The 13,464-nt window shown below is 74.9% G+C and carries 12 protein-coding genes and 3 pseudogenes; 6 read left to right on the forward strand and 9 right to left on the reverse strand.

The features are described from left to right. Positions 1-21: 21 nt before the first annotated feature. From QQK45_RS19210 to QQK45_RS22645, 3 genes and pseudogenes are all read right to left on the reverse strand, one after another. Positions 22-873 carry an ABC transporter ATP-binding protein gene (locus tag QQK45_RS19210; RefSeq protein WP_348525299.1) on the reverse strand — a complete coding sequence of 284 codons (852 nt, stop codon included), beginning with the start codon at positions 871-873 and terminating at the stop codon, positions 22-24. Positions 874-938: 65 nt separating this feature from the next. Continuing rightward, positions 939-1,865, reverse strand: a complete 927-nt coding sequence (locus QQK45_RS19215; protein ID WP_284295112.1) for an NADP-dependent oxidoreductase — start codon at positions 1,863-1,865, stop codon at positions 939-941. A gap of 186 nt (positions 1,866-2,051) precedes the next feature. Beyond that, positions 2,052-2,543, reverse strand: a pseudogene (locus QQK45_RS22645) (ANTAR domain-containing protein); the annotation flags it as partial. Between the two features lie 241 nt (positions 2,544-2,784). On the opposite strand from QQK45_RS22645, the gene QQK45_RS19225 reads away from it, so the two are divergent. Continuing rightward, complete coding sequence (locus QQK45_RS19225; protein ID WP_284294596.1) at positions 2,785-3,441, forward strand: PAS and ANTAR domain-containing protein; 657 nt, start codon at positions 2,785-2,787, stop codon at positions 3,439-3,441. A 49-nt stretch (positions 3,442-3,490) separates the two neighbouring features. Here QQK45_RS19225 and QQK45_RS19230 read toward each other — a convergent pair whose 3' ends face one another. After that, complete coding sequence (locus tag QQK45_RS19230; RefSeq protein WP_284294597.1) at positions 3,491-4,252, reverse strand: ANTAR domain-containing protein; 762 nt, start codon at positions 4,250-4,252, stop codon at positions 3,491-3,493. Positions 4,253-4,431: 179 nt separating this feature from the next. On the opposite strand from QQK45_RS19230, the gene QQK45_RS19235 reads away from it, so the two are divergent. After that, positions 4,432-4,986, forward strand: coding sequence for a gluconokinase (locus tag QQK45_RS19235; protein WP_284295113.1), 555 nt, complete (start codon positions 4,432-4,434; stop codon positions 4,984-4,986). On the opposite strand, the gene QQK45_RS19240 is transcribed toward QQK45_RS19235, so the two are convergent. From QQK45_RS19240 to QQK45_RS23470, 3 genes and pseudogenes are all read right to left on the reverse strand, one after another. After that, positions 4,928-5,614 (reverse strand): hypothetical protein, encoded by a 687-nt coding sequence (locus QQK45_RS19240; protein WP_284294598.1) that lies wholly within the window; start codon positions 5,612-5,614, stop codon positions 4,928-4,930. The two genes, QQK45_RS19235 and QQK45_RS19240, sit on opposite strands and share 59 nt — an antisense overlap. A gap of 91 nt (positions 5,615-5,705) precedes the next feature. Continuing rightward, positions 5,706-6,605, reverse strand: a complete 900-nt coding sequence (locus tag QQK45_RS19245; RefSeq protein WP_284294599.1) for a TrmH family RNA methyltransferase — start codon at positions 6,603-6,605, stop codon at positions 5,706-5,708. Positions 6,606-7,132: 527 nt separating this feature from the next. Further along, a pseudogene (locus tag QQK45_RS23470) lies at positions 7,133-7,462 on the reverse strand (TetR/AcrR family transcriptional regulator); the annotation flags it as partial. Between QQK45_RS23470 and QQK45_RS23475 the strand changes: the two are divergent. Next, positions 7,461-7,883 (forward strand): annotated as a pseudogene (locus QQK45_RS23475) (TIGR03086 family metal-binding protein); the annotation flags it as partial. The pseudogenes QQK45_RS23470 and QQK45_RS23475 overlap by 2 nt on opposite strands. Before the next feature lie 229 nt (positions 7,884-8,112). Next, positions 8,113-9,237: an epoxide hydrolase family protein gene (locus QQK45_RS19255; protein ID WP_284294601.1), complete on the forward strand. Its 1,125-nt coding sequence runs from the start codon at positions 8,113-8,115 to the stop codon at positions 9,235-9,237. A 35-nt stretch (positions 9,238-9,272) separates the two neighbouring features. Here QQK45_RS19255 and QQK45_RS19260 read toward each other — a convergent pair whose 3' ends face one another. Then, on the reverse strand, positions 9,273-9,884 hold the full coding sequence (locus QQK45_RS19260) for a TIGR03086 family metal-binding protein (protein ID WP_284294602.1): 612 nt from the start codon (positions 9,882-9,884) through the stop codon (positions 9,273-9,275). Positions 9,885-9,938: 54 nt separating this feature from the next. On the opposite strand from QQK45_RS19260, the gene QQK45_RS19265 reads away from it, so the two are divergent. Then, on the forward strand, positions 9,939-10,352 hold the full coding sequence (locus QQK45_RS19265) for a MarR family winged helix-turn-helix transcriptional regulator (RefSeq protein ID WP_284294603.1): 414 nt from the start codon (positions 9,939-9,941) through the stop codon (positions 10,350-10,352). 37 nt (positions 10,353-10,389) lie between these two features. Here the strand turns inward: QQK45_RS19265 and QQK45_RS19270 are convergent, their stop codons facing one another. Beyond that, complete coding sequence (locus tag QQK45_RS19270) at positions 10,390-11,310, reverse strand: MFS transporter (protein ID WP_284294604.1); 921 nt, start codon at positions 11,308-11,310, stop codon at positions 10,390-10,392. 608 nt (positions 11,311-11,918) lie between these two features. Between QQK45_RS19270 and QQK45_RS19275 the strand changes: the two genes are divergently transcribed. Further along, positions 11,919-13,370: a chitinase gene (locus QQK45_RS19275; RefSeq protein WP_284294605.1), complete on the forward strand. Its 1,452-nt coding sequence runs from the start codon at positions 11,919-11,921 to the stop codon at positions 13,368-13,370. Positions 13,371-13,464: the final 94 nt, after the last annotated feature.

Here is a 13,464-nt window from a genome sequence, read left to right on the forward strand (position 1 = left end):
GGTGGCGAGACGGCGTCGGCGTCAGACCGGCGCGGGCACGGGCTCGGGCCGGGCGTGCCGGGCCGTGTGCCGCCCGACGGGCTGCGTGCGGACGCGCCCGCCGTCGTCGACGTGGACGTCGATGCGCAGCCCGTAGACCTCCGTGAGCAGGTCGGCCTGCAGCACCTCGGCGGGCGCGCCGTCCGCGCGGACAACGCCGGAGTGGAGCAGCACGACCCGGTCGGCCACCGCGGCGGCCTGGTCCAGGTCGTGCAGGACGACACCGACGGCGACGCCGAGGTCCGCGAGGTCGCGGACGAGGTCGAGGGTCTCGACCTGGTAGCGCAGGTCGAGGTAGGTGGTGGGCTCGTCGAGCAGCACGACGCCCGTGTCCTGCGCGAGGCACGTCGCGAGCCACACGCGCTGGAGCTCGCCGCCGGACAGCTCGTCGACGGAGCGCTCCGCCATCGCGGCGACGCCCGTGAGGGCCATGGCCCGCTCGACGACCTCCCGGCCCTCGGCGTCGCCCGTGCCGAACCGGCCCCGGTAGGGGTGGCGGCCGTAGGCGACGACGTCGCGCACGCTCACCCCCGCGGGCGTCGGGCGGGACTGCGACAGCAGCGTGACCCTCCGCGCGAAGTCCTTGGCGTGCAGGGTGAGCGCGTCGAGCCCGGTCGGCCCCGCCGCGTCGTCGGCGAGCGTGACCGTGCCCGCGACAGGGGCGTGCAGGCGCGCGAGCGAGCGCAGGAGCGTCGACTTGCCGGACCCGTTCGGGCCGACGAGCACCGTGACCTCGCCCGCGCGGAGCGCGAGGCCGGCGCCGTGCACGACGGTGTGCCCGTCGTAGGCGAGCTCGAGCTCGGAGCCCGCGAGCGCGGGTAAGGGTTGGCTCACGAAGGGGAGCCTAACCGAGTCAAGCGGGCTTTACGCAAGCCCGGTGTGTCGAAAAGTCGTGTGGCTCATCTCACCCGCACGACCACCTTGCCCCGCACGCGCCCCGCCTCCAGGAGACGGTGCGCCTCGGCCGCGGCCTCCAGCCCGAGCACGCGGTCCACGTGCACGGAGAGCTCGCCCGCGTCCGCCAGGCGCGCCAGGTCCGCCAGGTCCGACGACGACGGCCGCACCCACGCATAGATGCCGCCCGGGAGCTCGCTCACGGACGCGTCGACGATCGAGACCGGCACCCCACCGGTCGCGAGGAGGCGCGGCACGTCGGCGACCAGGCCGTGCCCGGCGTAGTCGAGGACGACGTCCACGCCGTCCGGCGCGAGCGCGCGCACCCGCCCCACCAGGCCCTCGCCGTGGGCCACCGGCTCGGCACCGAGCCCGCGAAGGTACTGCTGGTTCCGCTCGGACGCCGTGCCGATCACGCGGGCACCGAGAGTGCGGGCGATCTGCACCCCGAACGAGCCGACCCCACCGGACGCCCCGTGCACGAGGACCACCTGCCCCGCCCGCACCCCCGCACGCCTGATCGTCTGGTACGCCGTGAGGCCCGCGAGCGGCACCCCGGCAGCCTCCTCGAACGTCAGGAACGCGGGCTTGCGCGCCAGCGTGCGCACCGGCGCCGCGACGTACTCGGCGAACGCGCCGCCGTGCACCCAGTCCTTGCGCAGGTAGCCGAACACCTCGTCCCCCGCGGCGAGCTCGGGGACGTCCAGGCCCACGCGCTCGACGATGCCCGCCACGTCCCAGCCCGGCACCACCGGGAACTGGACGTCCAACAGACCCGCGAGTCCGCCTGCGCGGACGTAGAGGTCGACCGGGTTGACGGCCGCTGCGTGGACGCGCACGAGCACCGAGTCCGGGCCGACCGCGGGAAGCGGCCGGTCGGTGAGCTGCAGGACGTCGGCGCCGCCATGGCGGTCGTAGGTGATGGCACGCATGCCAGGGCAACCCGTGCACCGCGCGCGGGCATTCCCGGCGGGCCGACCCGGCGCACCGGGGGCGGACGGCGGCCGTCGTTCAGGAGCGGTCGGCCCCCGACGGCGTGCCGCTGCCCCCGAGCACCTCGCGCAGCCACCTGGGGGTACGTCGTCCGCAGCGCTCCGGGCTCGACGCAGGACCTCGTCGGCGAGCGCACGCACACGCACGTTGCGCTGCTGGGACACGAGCCGGAGCGCGTCGAACGCCTCGTCGGCGTCGAGCCCCCGCGCGAGGGCAAGGGCACCCTTCGCCTGGTCGATCACGCTGCGCGTCTCGAGCGCCCGCTCGAGCTGCACGTCGGCCCGTCGACGGGCCAGCTCGTCGACGACGGCGTCCAGCAGCACGACCGAGCCGTGGACCGGGTACGGGCCACCGTCGACGCCGGGCCCGGGCTGCCCGCTCACGACCACGTCGTGCGTCCTGCCCTCGAAGTCCAAGAGCCGGCTCGCACAGGCGAAACCACGACCCTGCGTCACGACGGCGGCCAGCAGCGCGGCCACGCGCGCCCGGTCGTCCGGGTGCTGGTGCGCCAGGAGGAGCTCGACCGTCGGCACCACCCCGCCCGGGGTCAAGGCATGGATGGCGTACGTCCCGGCGGACCACCAGCAACGCCCCCGTCTGCGGGAGCACGGAACCACCCGACCTCGAGCTCCCGGTCGCCCGCCGGGGCGCCCGTGCGGGGCGCCGGGGCGTTCAGGGCCGTCCCGCGCTCTGCGGGCACGTCGAATGCAGCCTGGATCGTCATCAGGTTCCTTCTCGCACGTGACACGTGCGGGGCTACGCGGCCCCTGGCGAGTTGGCTGCTCAACCCGCAGGGCTCCCGGGCGCTCCCGGTCCCCCTACCTTACCCTACCCGGCCGGAGAGCTACGATCCGATCCATGAGCACCAACGGACCCGAGCTCGAGCACGAGGAGGCACTCGCGGTCGGCGAGAGCCCGCACGTCGGCCGGTTCCGGGTCGACCTCGCCACCGGTCGGTGGTGGTGGTCCGACGAGGTGTACGCTATGCACGGCTTCGAGCGGGGCGACGTCGTCCCGTCCGCCGAGCTCATGGCCGCGCACAAACACCCCGAAGACCGCCGCCAGGTCGACCACGTGGTGCGTGATGCCGTCGCCTCGCGGGAGCCGTTCAGCTCGGTCCACCGCATCGTCGACTCCGCGGGCACGGTCCGCACGGTCGCCGTCGTCGGACGAGGCGACACCGACGACGACGGCGAGCCCGTCACGGTGACGGGCTACTTCATCGACCTGACCGCCGCCCAGCGCAGCGTCGGACAGGCCCAGGCGACCGAGGCCATCAAGGCCGCAGCGGCGAGCCGCGGCACCATCGAGCAGGCGAAGGGCGTCGTGATGGCCACGCGCGGAGGCGACGCGGACGACGCTTTCGCCGTGCTGCGCGAGGCAGGCTCGCGTCGCGAGACCCGGCTGCGCGTCGTCGCGGAGCAGCTCGTGGACGCCGTCGCGGCGCGTGCGCCGGAGTCGGGGTCGCTCACCCGCGACGAGCTCGACTGGCTGCTCGACGGCGACGGCGACTGAGCCGACGCGAAGCCTCGGGCGTGGCGGAGGGGTACCACGCCCAGGGCCGTCAGTCGGCCCTTCGGGTGATCCGCCGGGCCAGCCGGGCACCGTTCTCGCGTCGGCTTCCGCCCCGGATGGACCCGAGTGCCTCGCGCACGACGTCGGCACCCTCGGCGGGGCCGTGTGCGGCCAGGTGCGCGAGGACCTGCCGGGCGGCGTCGGCGACCGGCACGTCGACCGCACCCGCGGCGCTCCCGAGCGCCCGGGTCGCCTCACCGGCCTCGAGCCCGGCGAGGACCATGAGGGCGCCGACGGCCCGTTCGACCACGGCCCCCGTCGCCATGGCGCGCGTGATCGCGCGATCCGCCTCGCGCTCGACGGCCTCCTGCACGACGGTCGACACGTCGACCGCGTACCCGCCGATCTCGCCGACGGCGCCCCCGCGGCCCCGCCGCGGGTCCCCGACGACGAGCACGGTCCGCGCCCGCCCCCGCGCGTCGACCACCCGGTGCGCGGCTGCGAACACCCGGCCGCGGCGAACGGCGTCGAGCGTGGACGGTGCCACCTTGGCGTCGTCGGGGTGGGTGCGTGAGCGCAGCTCGGCGAGACCACCGAACGTGTCGAGCGACGAGCGACCGTGGATCACGTCGATCTCAGGGGACCACAGGCACGCGCCCGTCTCCAGATCGACGCGGTAGCGGCCCACCAGGAGCGAGGTCCCGGCGCCGAGCGCGGCGGCGGCCTCGGCAGGGGTGACGGGGCCGCCGGGTGCGGTGGCCTCGGCGCGATCGGTCGGGGTCGTGATCGGGGTGGAGGAGGTGGTGGTCATCGTTCAGCTCCGTCGGACGTGCTGTGACAGGGCCGTTTCTTGACTCCACCCGTCACGCTACCCCGACGAGACCGGTCCGGCACCGGAAACACCCCGGTCGCGGCGCGTCGCGACCGGGTACGGTCGTGGCCGTGACGACACCCGCGCCCCTGCCCGCCGCACCGACTCACCTCGTCGTCATGGGGGTGTCGGGAACCGGGAAGACGACGGTCGGCCGGCTTCTCGCCGACGCCGTCGGCTGGGTGTTCGCGGAGGGCGACGACTTTCACCCGCCCGCCAACGTGGCCCGCATGCAGGCGGGCGTCCCGCTCGACGACGAGGCCCGCCTCCCCTGGCTCCACGCCATCCGTGACTGGACGGCCGAGCAGGACGCCGCCGGCCGCAGCACCGTCGTCACGTGCTCGGCCCTCCGCGTCGCCTACCGGGACGTGCTGCGCGAGGCCCCCGGGCGCACCCGCTTCGTGCACCTCGTCGGGGACGCCGCGCTCGTCGGCTCACGCATGAGCCTGCGGACCGACCACTTCATGCCGCCCTCGCTGCTCCCTTCGCAGCTCGCGACGCTCGAGCCGCTCGGCCCCGGCGAGGACGGTCTCGTCGTGCCCGTCGACGGGCCTCCCGCCCAGGTCGCGGACACCGCGCTGCGCGCGCTGGGGCTCGGCGCGGGGCTCGGGGACGTCACCGCCGACGGCGCAGCACCGGTCCCAGCACCAGGAGACCGACCCCGGCCGCGCTGAGGGCAAGGCCCCGAGCGTCGGTCCGTGGGGAGTCGTCGTCGAGGCAGGGGCTGAAGCCCAGGTCGTCGGACCGGAACTCCTTCTCGGTCATGACCGTGTCGCCGTCGACGACGACCTCGTCGGTGCGAAGCGCACCGTTCGGAACAGGCCCCGAGCCGAAGGAGCACGCGTTCTCGACCCAGACGTCCGCGGCGCGCTCCCGCCAGCCTGTCGCGGGCGCGACGGTCTCCACGAAGCCTGGCGGCACCTTCCCGAGCTCGACGTCGCCGTCCCGCCCCGGCGGCGTCAGGCCGACGCGGTCGATCCGCCACAGGACCGGAGGCGCCGTGTCCTTCGGGTCCGTGGCACGGCCTCGTGCGTGCACCGCGATCGTGGTCATCTCGGCAGCCGTGCGCGGGCCCACGACGACGACCGTGCCGCCGTCGGGCGCGCCCCGGAACCCGACACCCACGAGCAGGGGATCGCCGAACGCGCTGATCGAGGGCCACAGCCACCACACGAGCCCGCCGACGAGCGACGCGATCCCCACCACGAGGAGGGCCACCCCTGCGGTCCGTTCTCGTCGCGAGACCCGCTCGGAGACCACGGGCATCGGCGGGATCGACGACCAGAACTGCTCCGACGGCATGGCAGCAGACTGGCAGTGCGGCGGCTCGCTCGGGGGCGTTCCGCGGTCACGACTCGGCCACGACCCGTAACGATCCGGGCACCTGACGCGGTCAGGCCTCGGGAACCCGCACGGCCCATGCCGCCACGGCGACGGCCGACGCGACGTTGAGCGAGTCCACGCCGCCGGCCATGGGGATCTTCACGGTCGTGTCGCAGGTGGCGATGGTCTTCGGCTTGAGCCCGTCACCCTCGGTCCCGAAGACGAGCGCGAGCCGCTCGGGCGGGTCGGCGGCGACGTCGTCGAGGCTGACGGAGTCGTCCTCGAGCGCGAGCGCCGCGACCTCGAAGCCCAGATCGTGGAGCAGGTCGATCCCGCCCGTGCGCTGTGCCCCGGGCGCGGCGCGGGGCCAGTCGTGGATCCGCGTCCACGGCACCTGGAACACCGTGCCCATCGAGACGCGGACGGCTCGGCGGTACAGCGGGTCGGCGGACCGCGGGGTCAGCAGGACCGCGTCGACCCCCATGGCCGCGCACGCGCGCATCGCGGCGCCGATGTTGGTGTGGTCGACGACGTCCTCGAGCACGACGACACGGCGCGCCCCCGACCCGCCGCGTGCGCCGCGGAGGAGGTCGGCGACGTCGGGCAGCTCGGGTCGGTGCATCGCGGCGAGCGCCCCGCGGTGCAGGTGGAAGCCGGTGATCTGCTCGAGGAGCGGTTCGTCGGCGACGAACACGGGGACGGCGGGGTCGTGCTCGCGCGCCTCGGCAACGACGTCCGCCATGGACTCGAGCCACTTGTCCGCCATGAGGAACGACCGGGGCCGGTGCCCGGCCGCGAGCGCCCGCCGGATGACGGTCGACGACTCCGCCATGTACAGGCCCTCGGCGGGCTCGCGCACGCGGCGCAGCGCGACGTCGGTGAGGTCGGTGTAGTCGGCGAGTCGCGGGTCGCGCGGGTCGGTGACGGTGACGACGCCGGGCACGGCGGGGTCGGGGGAAGGCTCGGGCACGGCTCGATGATCCCACGTGACCAGACGCACGGACGTCGTCCTGGCCCCCTCCGCCGAGTACGGCCGGTTCTAGCCGCGGTAGGCCCACCGCGCCCCGAGCTCGCCCTGCGTCGGCGCCGTGCCCGGCAGCGGCGACGCGTCCGGCCGCGCGCGCAGCCCTCGAGCTGGAGCTCGACGTACCGGGCGCGCAGCGCGGCGGTCCGCGCGCCGTCGCCGAGCCGCACCGCGGTGAGCTGCTCGTAGACCATCGGGAGGTCCTCGTCGGTGACGTCCGCACGGACGACCCCGGCGTCCTGGGCCCGCGTGAGGATCCGTCCCGCGAGGACCCCGGACTGCGCGGCGAGGTCGCCGTGCTCGGCGGTCGGCCGGAACCGCCCGGCGAGGCGGACGGTGAGCGAGTGCACGTCGGCGTCGACGATCCCCCGCACGAAGCCGGCGAACGACTCCCAGGGGTCGACGACGTCGAGCGCGGCGGTGGCGACCTCGACGAACCGGCGCAGCCCGTCGAGGCAGAGCCGCGCCAGGAGGTCCTCCTTGCCGGGGTACCGCCGGTAGAGCGCCGAGATCCCGACGCCGGCCGCCTGCGCGACGGCGGACACGGGCGCCTCGGGGTCGTCGACGAACACCCGCCGCGCGGCGTCGAGGATCGCCTCGTCGTTGCGCGCGGCCTGGGCGCGCCGTCCGCTCAGCGGTACGGGTACGACCTGCGAGTCCTGCGGCTGGCTCGCCATGACGTCCTCCTCGTTCTCGAACATCGCCGATCCTACCCCTTGTGCGGAACGGAGCATTCCGCTACGCTCGAAGTTAACGGAACGATCTATTCCGTTCCCGTCCGATCGAACCGAGGAGCCCGCCATGAGCCCGACCACCTTCCCCGTCCTCGACCGCGCGCACGCCGCCCTCGCGACCGTGGCCGCCGGCGTCGCAGCCGACCAGCTCACGGCCCCCACACCCTGCTCCGACTGGACCGTCGCGCAGGTCCTCCAGCACGCGGCGGGCGACCAGCGCGCCTACGCCCGGGCGATCACCGGCACGAACGGCCCCGACGGCGACCCGTTCGCGCCGAGCGGCACCATCGACGGCACCGTCGAGTCTCTCGTCGGGCCCGCCGTCGCGGTCTCCTCCGCCGCCTTCGCGACCGTCGACGCCACGGCCATCACCCCCGTCCCCGTCCCGCCCGGCCAGCTCCCCGGCTCCGACGCCGCGGCCGCTGCCGCGCTCGACGCCGGCGTGCACGCCTGGGACCTCGCGGTCGCGACCGGTCAGCCCTCCCCGCTCGACGACGACCTGGCCGCCCCGCTCCTGGCGCTCGCCCGGCAGATCGTGGAGCCGCTGCGTCAGTGGGGGCGTACGCCGCCGTCGTCCCCGCGGGCTCCGACGAGCCCGCCCAGCCCGTGGTCGACGAGCTCCTGCGCTACCTCGGCCGCGATCCCCGCTGGACGCCGTCGGCCTGAGCCCGGCGCCCCGACCATCCGCCGAACCCGAGACCAACCCGAGGAGCAGCACGATGACGACCGACCCCACCGCGATCCGACCGGCACCCGTCCGCGTCACCCAGGCCGACCTCGACGACGTCCGCGAGCGCCTCGCGCGCACGCGCTTCACGGACGCGATCGAGGGCGCCGACGACGTCTACGGCACCCCCGTCGCCGGCGTCCGCGAGCTCGTCCGGTACTGGCTCGACGACTTCGACTGGCACCGCGACGTCGAGGCCCGGCTGGACGCCTACCCGCACTACGAGACCGAGATCGACGGCCAGCGCGTGCACTTCCTGCACGCGCGCTCGGGCCGGCCGGACGCCGTCGGCCTCGTCCTCACGCACGGCTGGCCGGGCTCGGTCCTGGAGTACCTCGACGTGGTCGAGCCGCTCACGGCCGCAGGCTACGACGTCGTCCTCCCCTCGATCCCGGGCTTCGGCTTCTCCGGCCCGACGACGGAGCGCGGCTGGGACGTGCGGCGCACGGCCGCGGCATGGGTCGAGCTCATGCGCCTGCTCGGGTACGAGCGGTACGGCGCGGTCGGGAACGACGGAGGCTCGATGATCTCGCCCGAGGTAGGCCGGCTCGACCCCGAGCACGTCGTCGGGGTCCACGTGACCCAGCTCTTCTCGTTCCCGTCGGGCGACCCGGCCGAGCTCGCGGACCTGACGCCCGACGAGCAGGCCGCGCTCGCGCACCTGACGTGGTTCTGGGACACCATGGGCGCGTTCAACGTGCTGCAGTCGCAGGCGCCGCAGACCCTCGCGCACGCGCTCGCCGACTCCCCTGCCGGCCTGCTCGGCTGGAACTCCCAGCTCATGACCGGCCTCGACCCGGCGTTCGTCGTCGCCAACGCGGCCGTGTACTGGTTCACCCGGACGACCGGGTCGTCGCTGCGCTTCTACTACGAGATGGCACACCCGACGGCGCCCGCCGAGCCCGCCGGACCGACCACCGCCCCGACCGCGCTGGCCGCGGCACGCGGCGACTTCGCCTCGATCCGCCGGTTCGCCGAGCGCGACCACGCAGACCTCCGGCAGTGGACGGTGTACGACGACGGGGGCCACTACCAGGCGCACGTCGCGCCGCAGCAGCTCGCGGCCGACGTCGTCGGGTTCTTCGACGGCCTCACCCAGGCCGTCCCGGCCGCGTGACGAGCGCCCGACGGCGCCCTGCCACCTGGGCGGTCTCAGGACCCGTCGGGCGCCCATGCCGGGTCGCGTCCGAGCAGACGGAGGATCTGAGCGGGCGCGCCGCCGCCGTCCTCGGCGAGCGCGGGGGCGAACGCCGCTCCCGGGACCGTGCGCGCAGCTCCGTCCGGGACCTGCCGGGCGACGGCCAGAGCATGCGCCGCGACGTCGTCGTCGGGCGCGAAGGAGCTCGCGACCCCGAGGCTCGCGGCCACGTCCCACGCGTGGACCACGTAGTCGACGAGGTGGAAGCCGAGGGCGGTCGGCGCCGGCACGCCGACGCCGCCGCGGACCTCGGGCAGCCACAGCTCGGCGTCCGGAGCGCACTCCCCGAACGCGCCGACGACGCCGTCCGCGGCCTTCCGGTAGACCGCGACGACGTCGTCGCCGACCGGGCGCGGCGCCCAGTCGGCGAGCTCGGTGGTCTCGCCGCGCGCGGCGGCCGCGAAGCCGTCGTGCTGCACGACCATGTGGGCGAGGAGGTCGGCGAGCGTCCAGCCCGCGCACGGCGTGGGGCGCCCGAGGTCCGACGGCGTCACGCGTGCGACGACCGCGACGGACCCCTCGACGGCACGGCGGTGACGGTCCAGGGCTCCCCTGTCGATACGCATAGGTAGATCGTCTATCTCTGCTTATCATCCGTCAAGGCCCGCTACCCTGACGTGGTGGACCGTCCCGACCTCGGCGCCCTGTTCGCGCACGTCACCCGGCGGCTCGTCGACGCCGAGACGCCGATCCTCGCCGCGCACGCGCTGACGATGTGGGAGTACGTCGCGCTCAGCGCGCTCGAGCGCGAGGCCGCCCCCACCCAGCTCGTGCTGGCCCGGACGATCCGCTACGACAAGACCCGCCTCATCGCGCTCCTCGACGGGCTCGAGACCCGCGGCCTCGTCACGCGGCACCCCGACCCGGCCGACCGCCGCGCGCGCGTCGTCTCCCTCACCGCCGACGGCGTCCGCGTCCTCGCCGAGGCGCGCACGGACATCCGGGCGATGGAGGAAGGCGTCCTCGGCGAGCTCGACGCCGCCGAGCGCACGGTGCTGCTGCGCGCCCTGCCCCGGCTCGCCGAACCCGCCTGAGCCCGGTCCGCGGCGGCGATGCTGCGCCGTCGGCGGCTCAGAACCGGAGCTCGCCCTGCGGGTCGGCCGCCCGGCGCGCCCGCCGCACCACCAGGCCGACGACCGCGATCAGCACACCCGCGCCACCCGCGGCCACGAACGCGACCCACGGCGCCGCGGCGTCGATCACGAGCCCGAGCACGGGCGAGCCGACGGCGCTGCCCACCGTGAACGCCGTGCCCTGCCACCCCATCGCCTCGCCGCGCCGCTCCTCGGGCACCATGCGGGCGACCTCCTCGGCGGTCGCCGTCATGACCGGAGCGCACGGCAGCCCCGCGACGAACGCGAGCAGCGTCAGCCCCAGCACCGAGTGCGCCAGCCCCAGCGGGATCGTCAGCGCCCCCAGCGCGAGCAGCAGGAGCATCGAGCTCGTCGCCCGGTGCCGGGACCCGTACGCCAGGCCGCCGACGACGGAGCCCAGGCACCACGCGAAGTAGACGATGCCGAGCGAGCCCACCTGGTCGTGCGCGCGCAGGTGCGCGAGGATCGCGAGGTCCGTGCCGACGAGCACGATCGTCGCGCCCGCCGACGCCGCGAGGACCGCGGCCACCGTCGGCGTGAGCCAGGAGAGCCGCCGGGCGGGCCCGGTCGCGGGTGCCGCGTCCTTCACCGACGGCGACGCTCCGTGGGCCGACGGCGACACGGGCTCCACCGGCGGTACCGTCCCGTCCGCCGACGGCGACGTCGCCCGGACGACCTGGTCGGCCCGCGTCGGCGGGTCGAACACGAGCAGCAGCACGCCCGCCCCGGAGACGGCGACGCCGATCGCCGCGAGCACCGCCGTCGTGCCGACCTGCGTGGCGACCGCGACCCCGACCGCCGGACCCACCATGAAGACGAGCTCGGTCGCGATCGAGTCGAGCGCGTACGCGGACCGCTGCTGGCCGGCCGGCGCGAGCACGCTGATGGACTTGCGCACGACCGTGAAGATCGGCAGCGCGAGCAGCCCCCGACGACCGCGAGCGGGATCAGCGCCGCGTACGGGACGACGCCGGCGAGCGGCCAGATCACGAGCTCCGCGACCACCGACGGCCAGACCGCGCGGCGCAGGCCCACCCGGTCGACGAGCCGGCCGCGCCAGGGCGAGCCGAGCGCCATGCCGATCGTGGCCGCCGTCGCGACGATCCCCGCCTCGGCGTACGAGCGGTGGAGCGTCTGGACGACGTGCAGCGTGAGCACGAGGGCCGCGGCGGAGTTGGGGATGCGGGCGACCATCGCGACGGCGATCAGTCGCCTCAGCTGCGGCTCGCGCAGGACCTCTCGATACGCGCGCAGACCCACCGGAGAATCGTCGCACGACCGCGGTGCCCTCCGACGCTCACCGAGGGCGGCCTCGGCGTACGCACGACCTCGTACGCCGCCGCCCCGATCTACGTGCTCTCCCCGATTGTCCGGGTTCGGGCCCCGTCCCTAGCGTCGGTCGGCAGAGGGTCCGCAGGGGCCTTCCGTGCGCCGTCGTCGGTGACGCCGCACGCACCCGCCGGCACCCCGCCCGGAGCGCCGGCTCCCCACCCGGAAGGTGTGCTCATGCTCCGCACCAGAAGAACCGCCGCGCTCGTCGCGACGGCGACGGCCGCGCTCGCGGCAGGCGGCGTCCTCGCCGCCGTCGCACCCGCCCAGGCGGCGACGGCGTTGCCACCGCACGTCTTCGCGCCCTTCGTCGAGATGTGGACGGGCGACAGCCCGGCGACGCTCGCGACGCAGTCCGGGGCGACCTACCAGACGTGGGCGTTCCTGCAGGCGGCGCAGAAGGGCTCGTGCGACGTGTACTGGAGCGGCGACACGTCGCTGCCCGTCGCGTCGTCGTCGTTCGGCGGCGACGTCACGAGGATCCGGGCCGCGGGCGGTGACGTCATCCCGTCGTTCGGCGGGTACACGGCCGACAACGAGGGCACCGAGCTCGCCGACTCGTGCACGAGCGTCGACTCGATCGCCGCGACGTTCGAGAAGGTGGTCACGACCTACGACGTGACCCGCATCGACCTCGACATCGAGGACAACTCGCTCACGAACAGCGCCGGCATCACCCGGCGCAACCAGGCGATCAAGAAGGTCCAGGACTGGGCCGCCGCGAACGGCCGCACCGTCCAGTTCCAGTACACGCTCCCGACGACGACGGACGGCCTCGCGGACTCGGGCCTCGCCGTCCTGCGCAACGCCGTGAGCAACGGGGCGCGCGTCGACCTCGTCAACCTCATGACGTTCGACTACTACGACGGCCAGACGCACCACATGGCCGACGACACCAAGAGCGCGGCGGCGGGCCTCGTCGACCAGCTCCGCGACCTCTACCCGACGAAGTCGGACGCGCAGCTCTGGGGCATGGTCGGCGTGACCGAGATGCCGGGCATCGACGATTACGGCGCGGCCGAGACCTTCACGACGGCCGACGCCACGGCGGTCGCGAGCTGGGCCACCCAGCGAGGCATCGGCTTCCTGTCGTTCTGGGCGCTGCAGCGCGACAACGGCGGCTGCGTCGGGCAGGGCGGGAGCGACTCGTGCTCCGGCATCAGCCAGTCGACGTGGCAGTTCACGCAGACGTTCAAGGGGTTCACGTCGGGCACGACGACGCCGACGGACCCGACGGACCCGACCACCCCGCCGACCGACCCGACGGACCCCACCGACCCGACGAGCCCGGCGTGCACCGCGGCCGCGTGGTCGTCGTCGGCCGTGTACACGGGCGGCCAGCTCGTCTCGTCGGCCGGGCACACGTGGAAGGCGAAGTGGTGGACGCAGGGCGAGGAGCCCGGCTCGTCGGACGTGTGGGCGGACCAGGGCGCGTGCGGCGGCTCGTCGCCGACCGACCCGACGAGCCCCGCGACGTGCACCGCGGCCGCATGGTCGTCGCAGGCCGCGTACTCGGGCGGAGCGACCGTGTCCTACGGCGGCCACCGCTGGACCGCGAAGTGGTGGACGCAGGGTGACGTCCCCGGCGCGAACAGCCAGGACGTCTGGAGCGACGCGGGCACCTGCTGACGCGTCCCCGCGCCGAGCAAGCGAAGACGGCGCCGAGCAAGCAGCGTGTGGCTGCTTGCTCGGCGCCGTCCGTGCTTGCTCGGCGGGAGCAGGG

The organism is Luteimicrobium album, from assembly GCF_030161555.1.
GTDB classification, from domain to species: Bacteria; Actinomycetota; Actinomycetes; order Actinomycetales; family Cellulomonadaceae; genus Luteimicrobium; species Luteimicrobium album.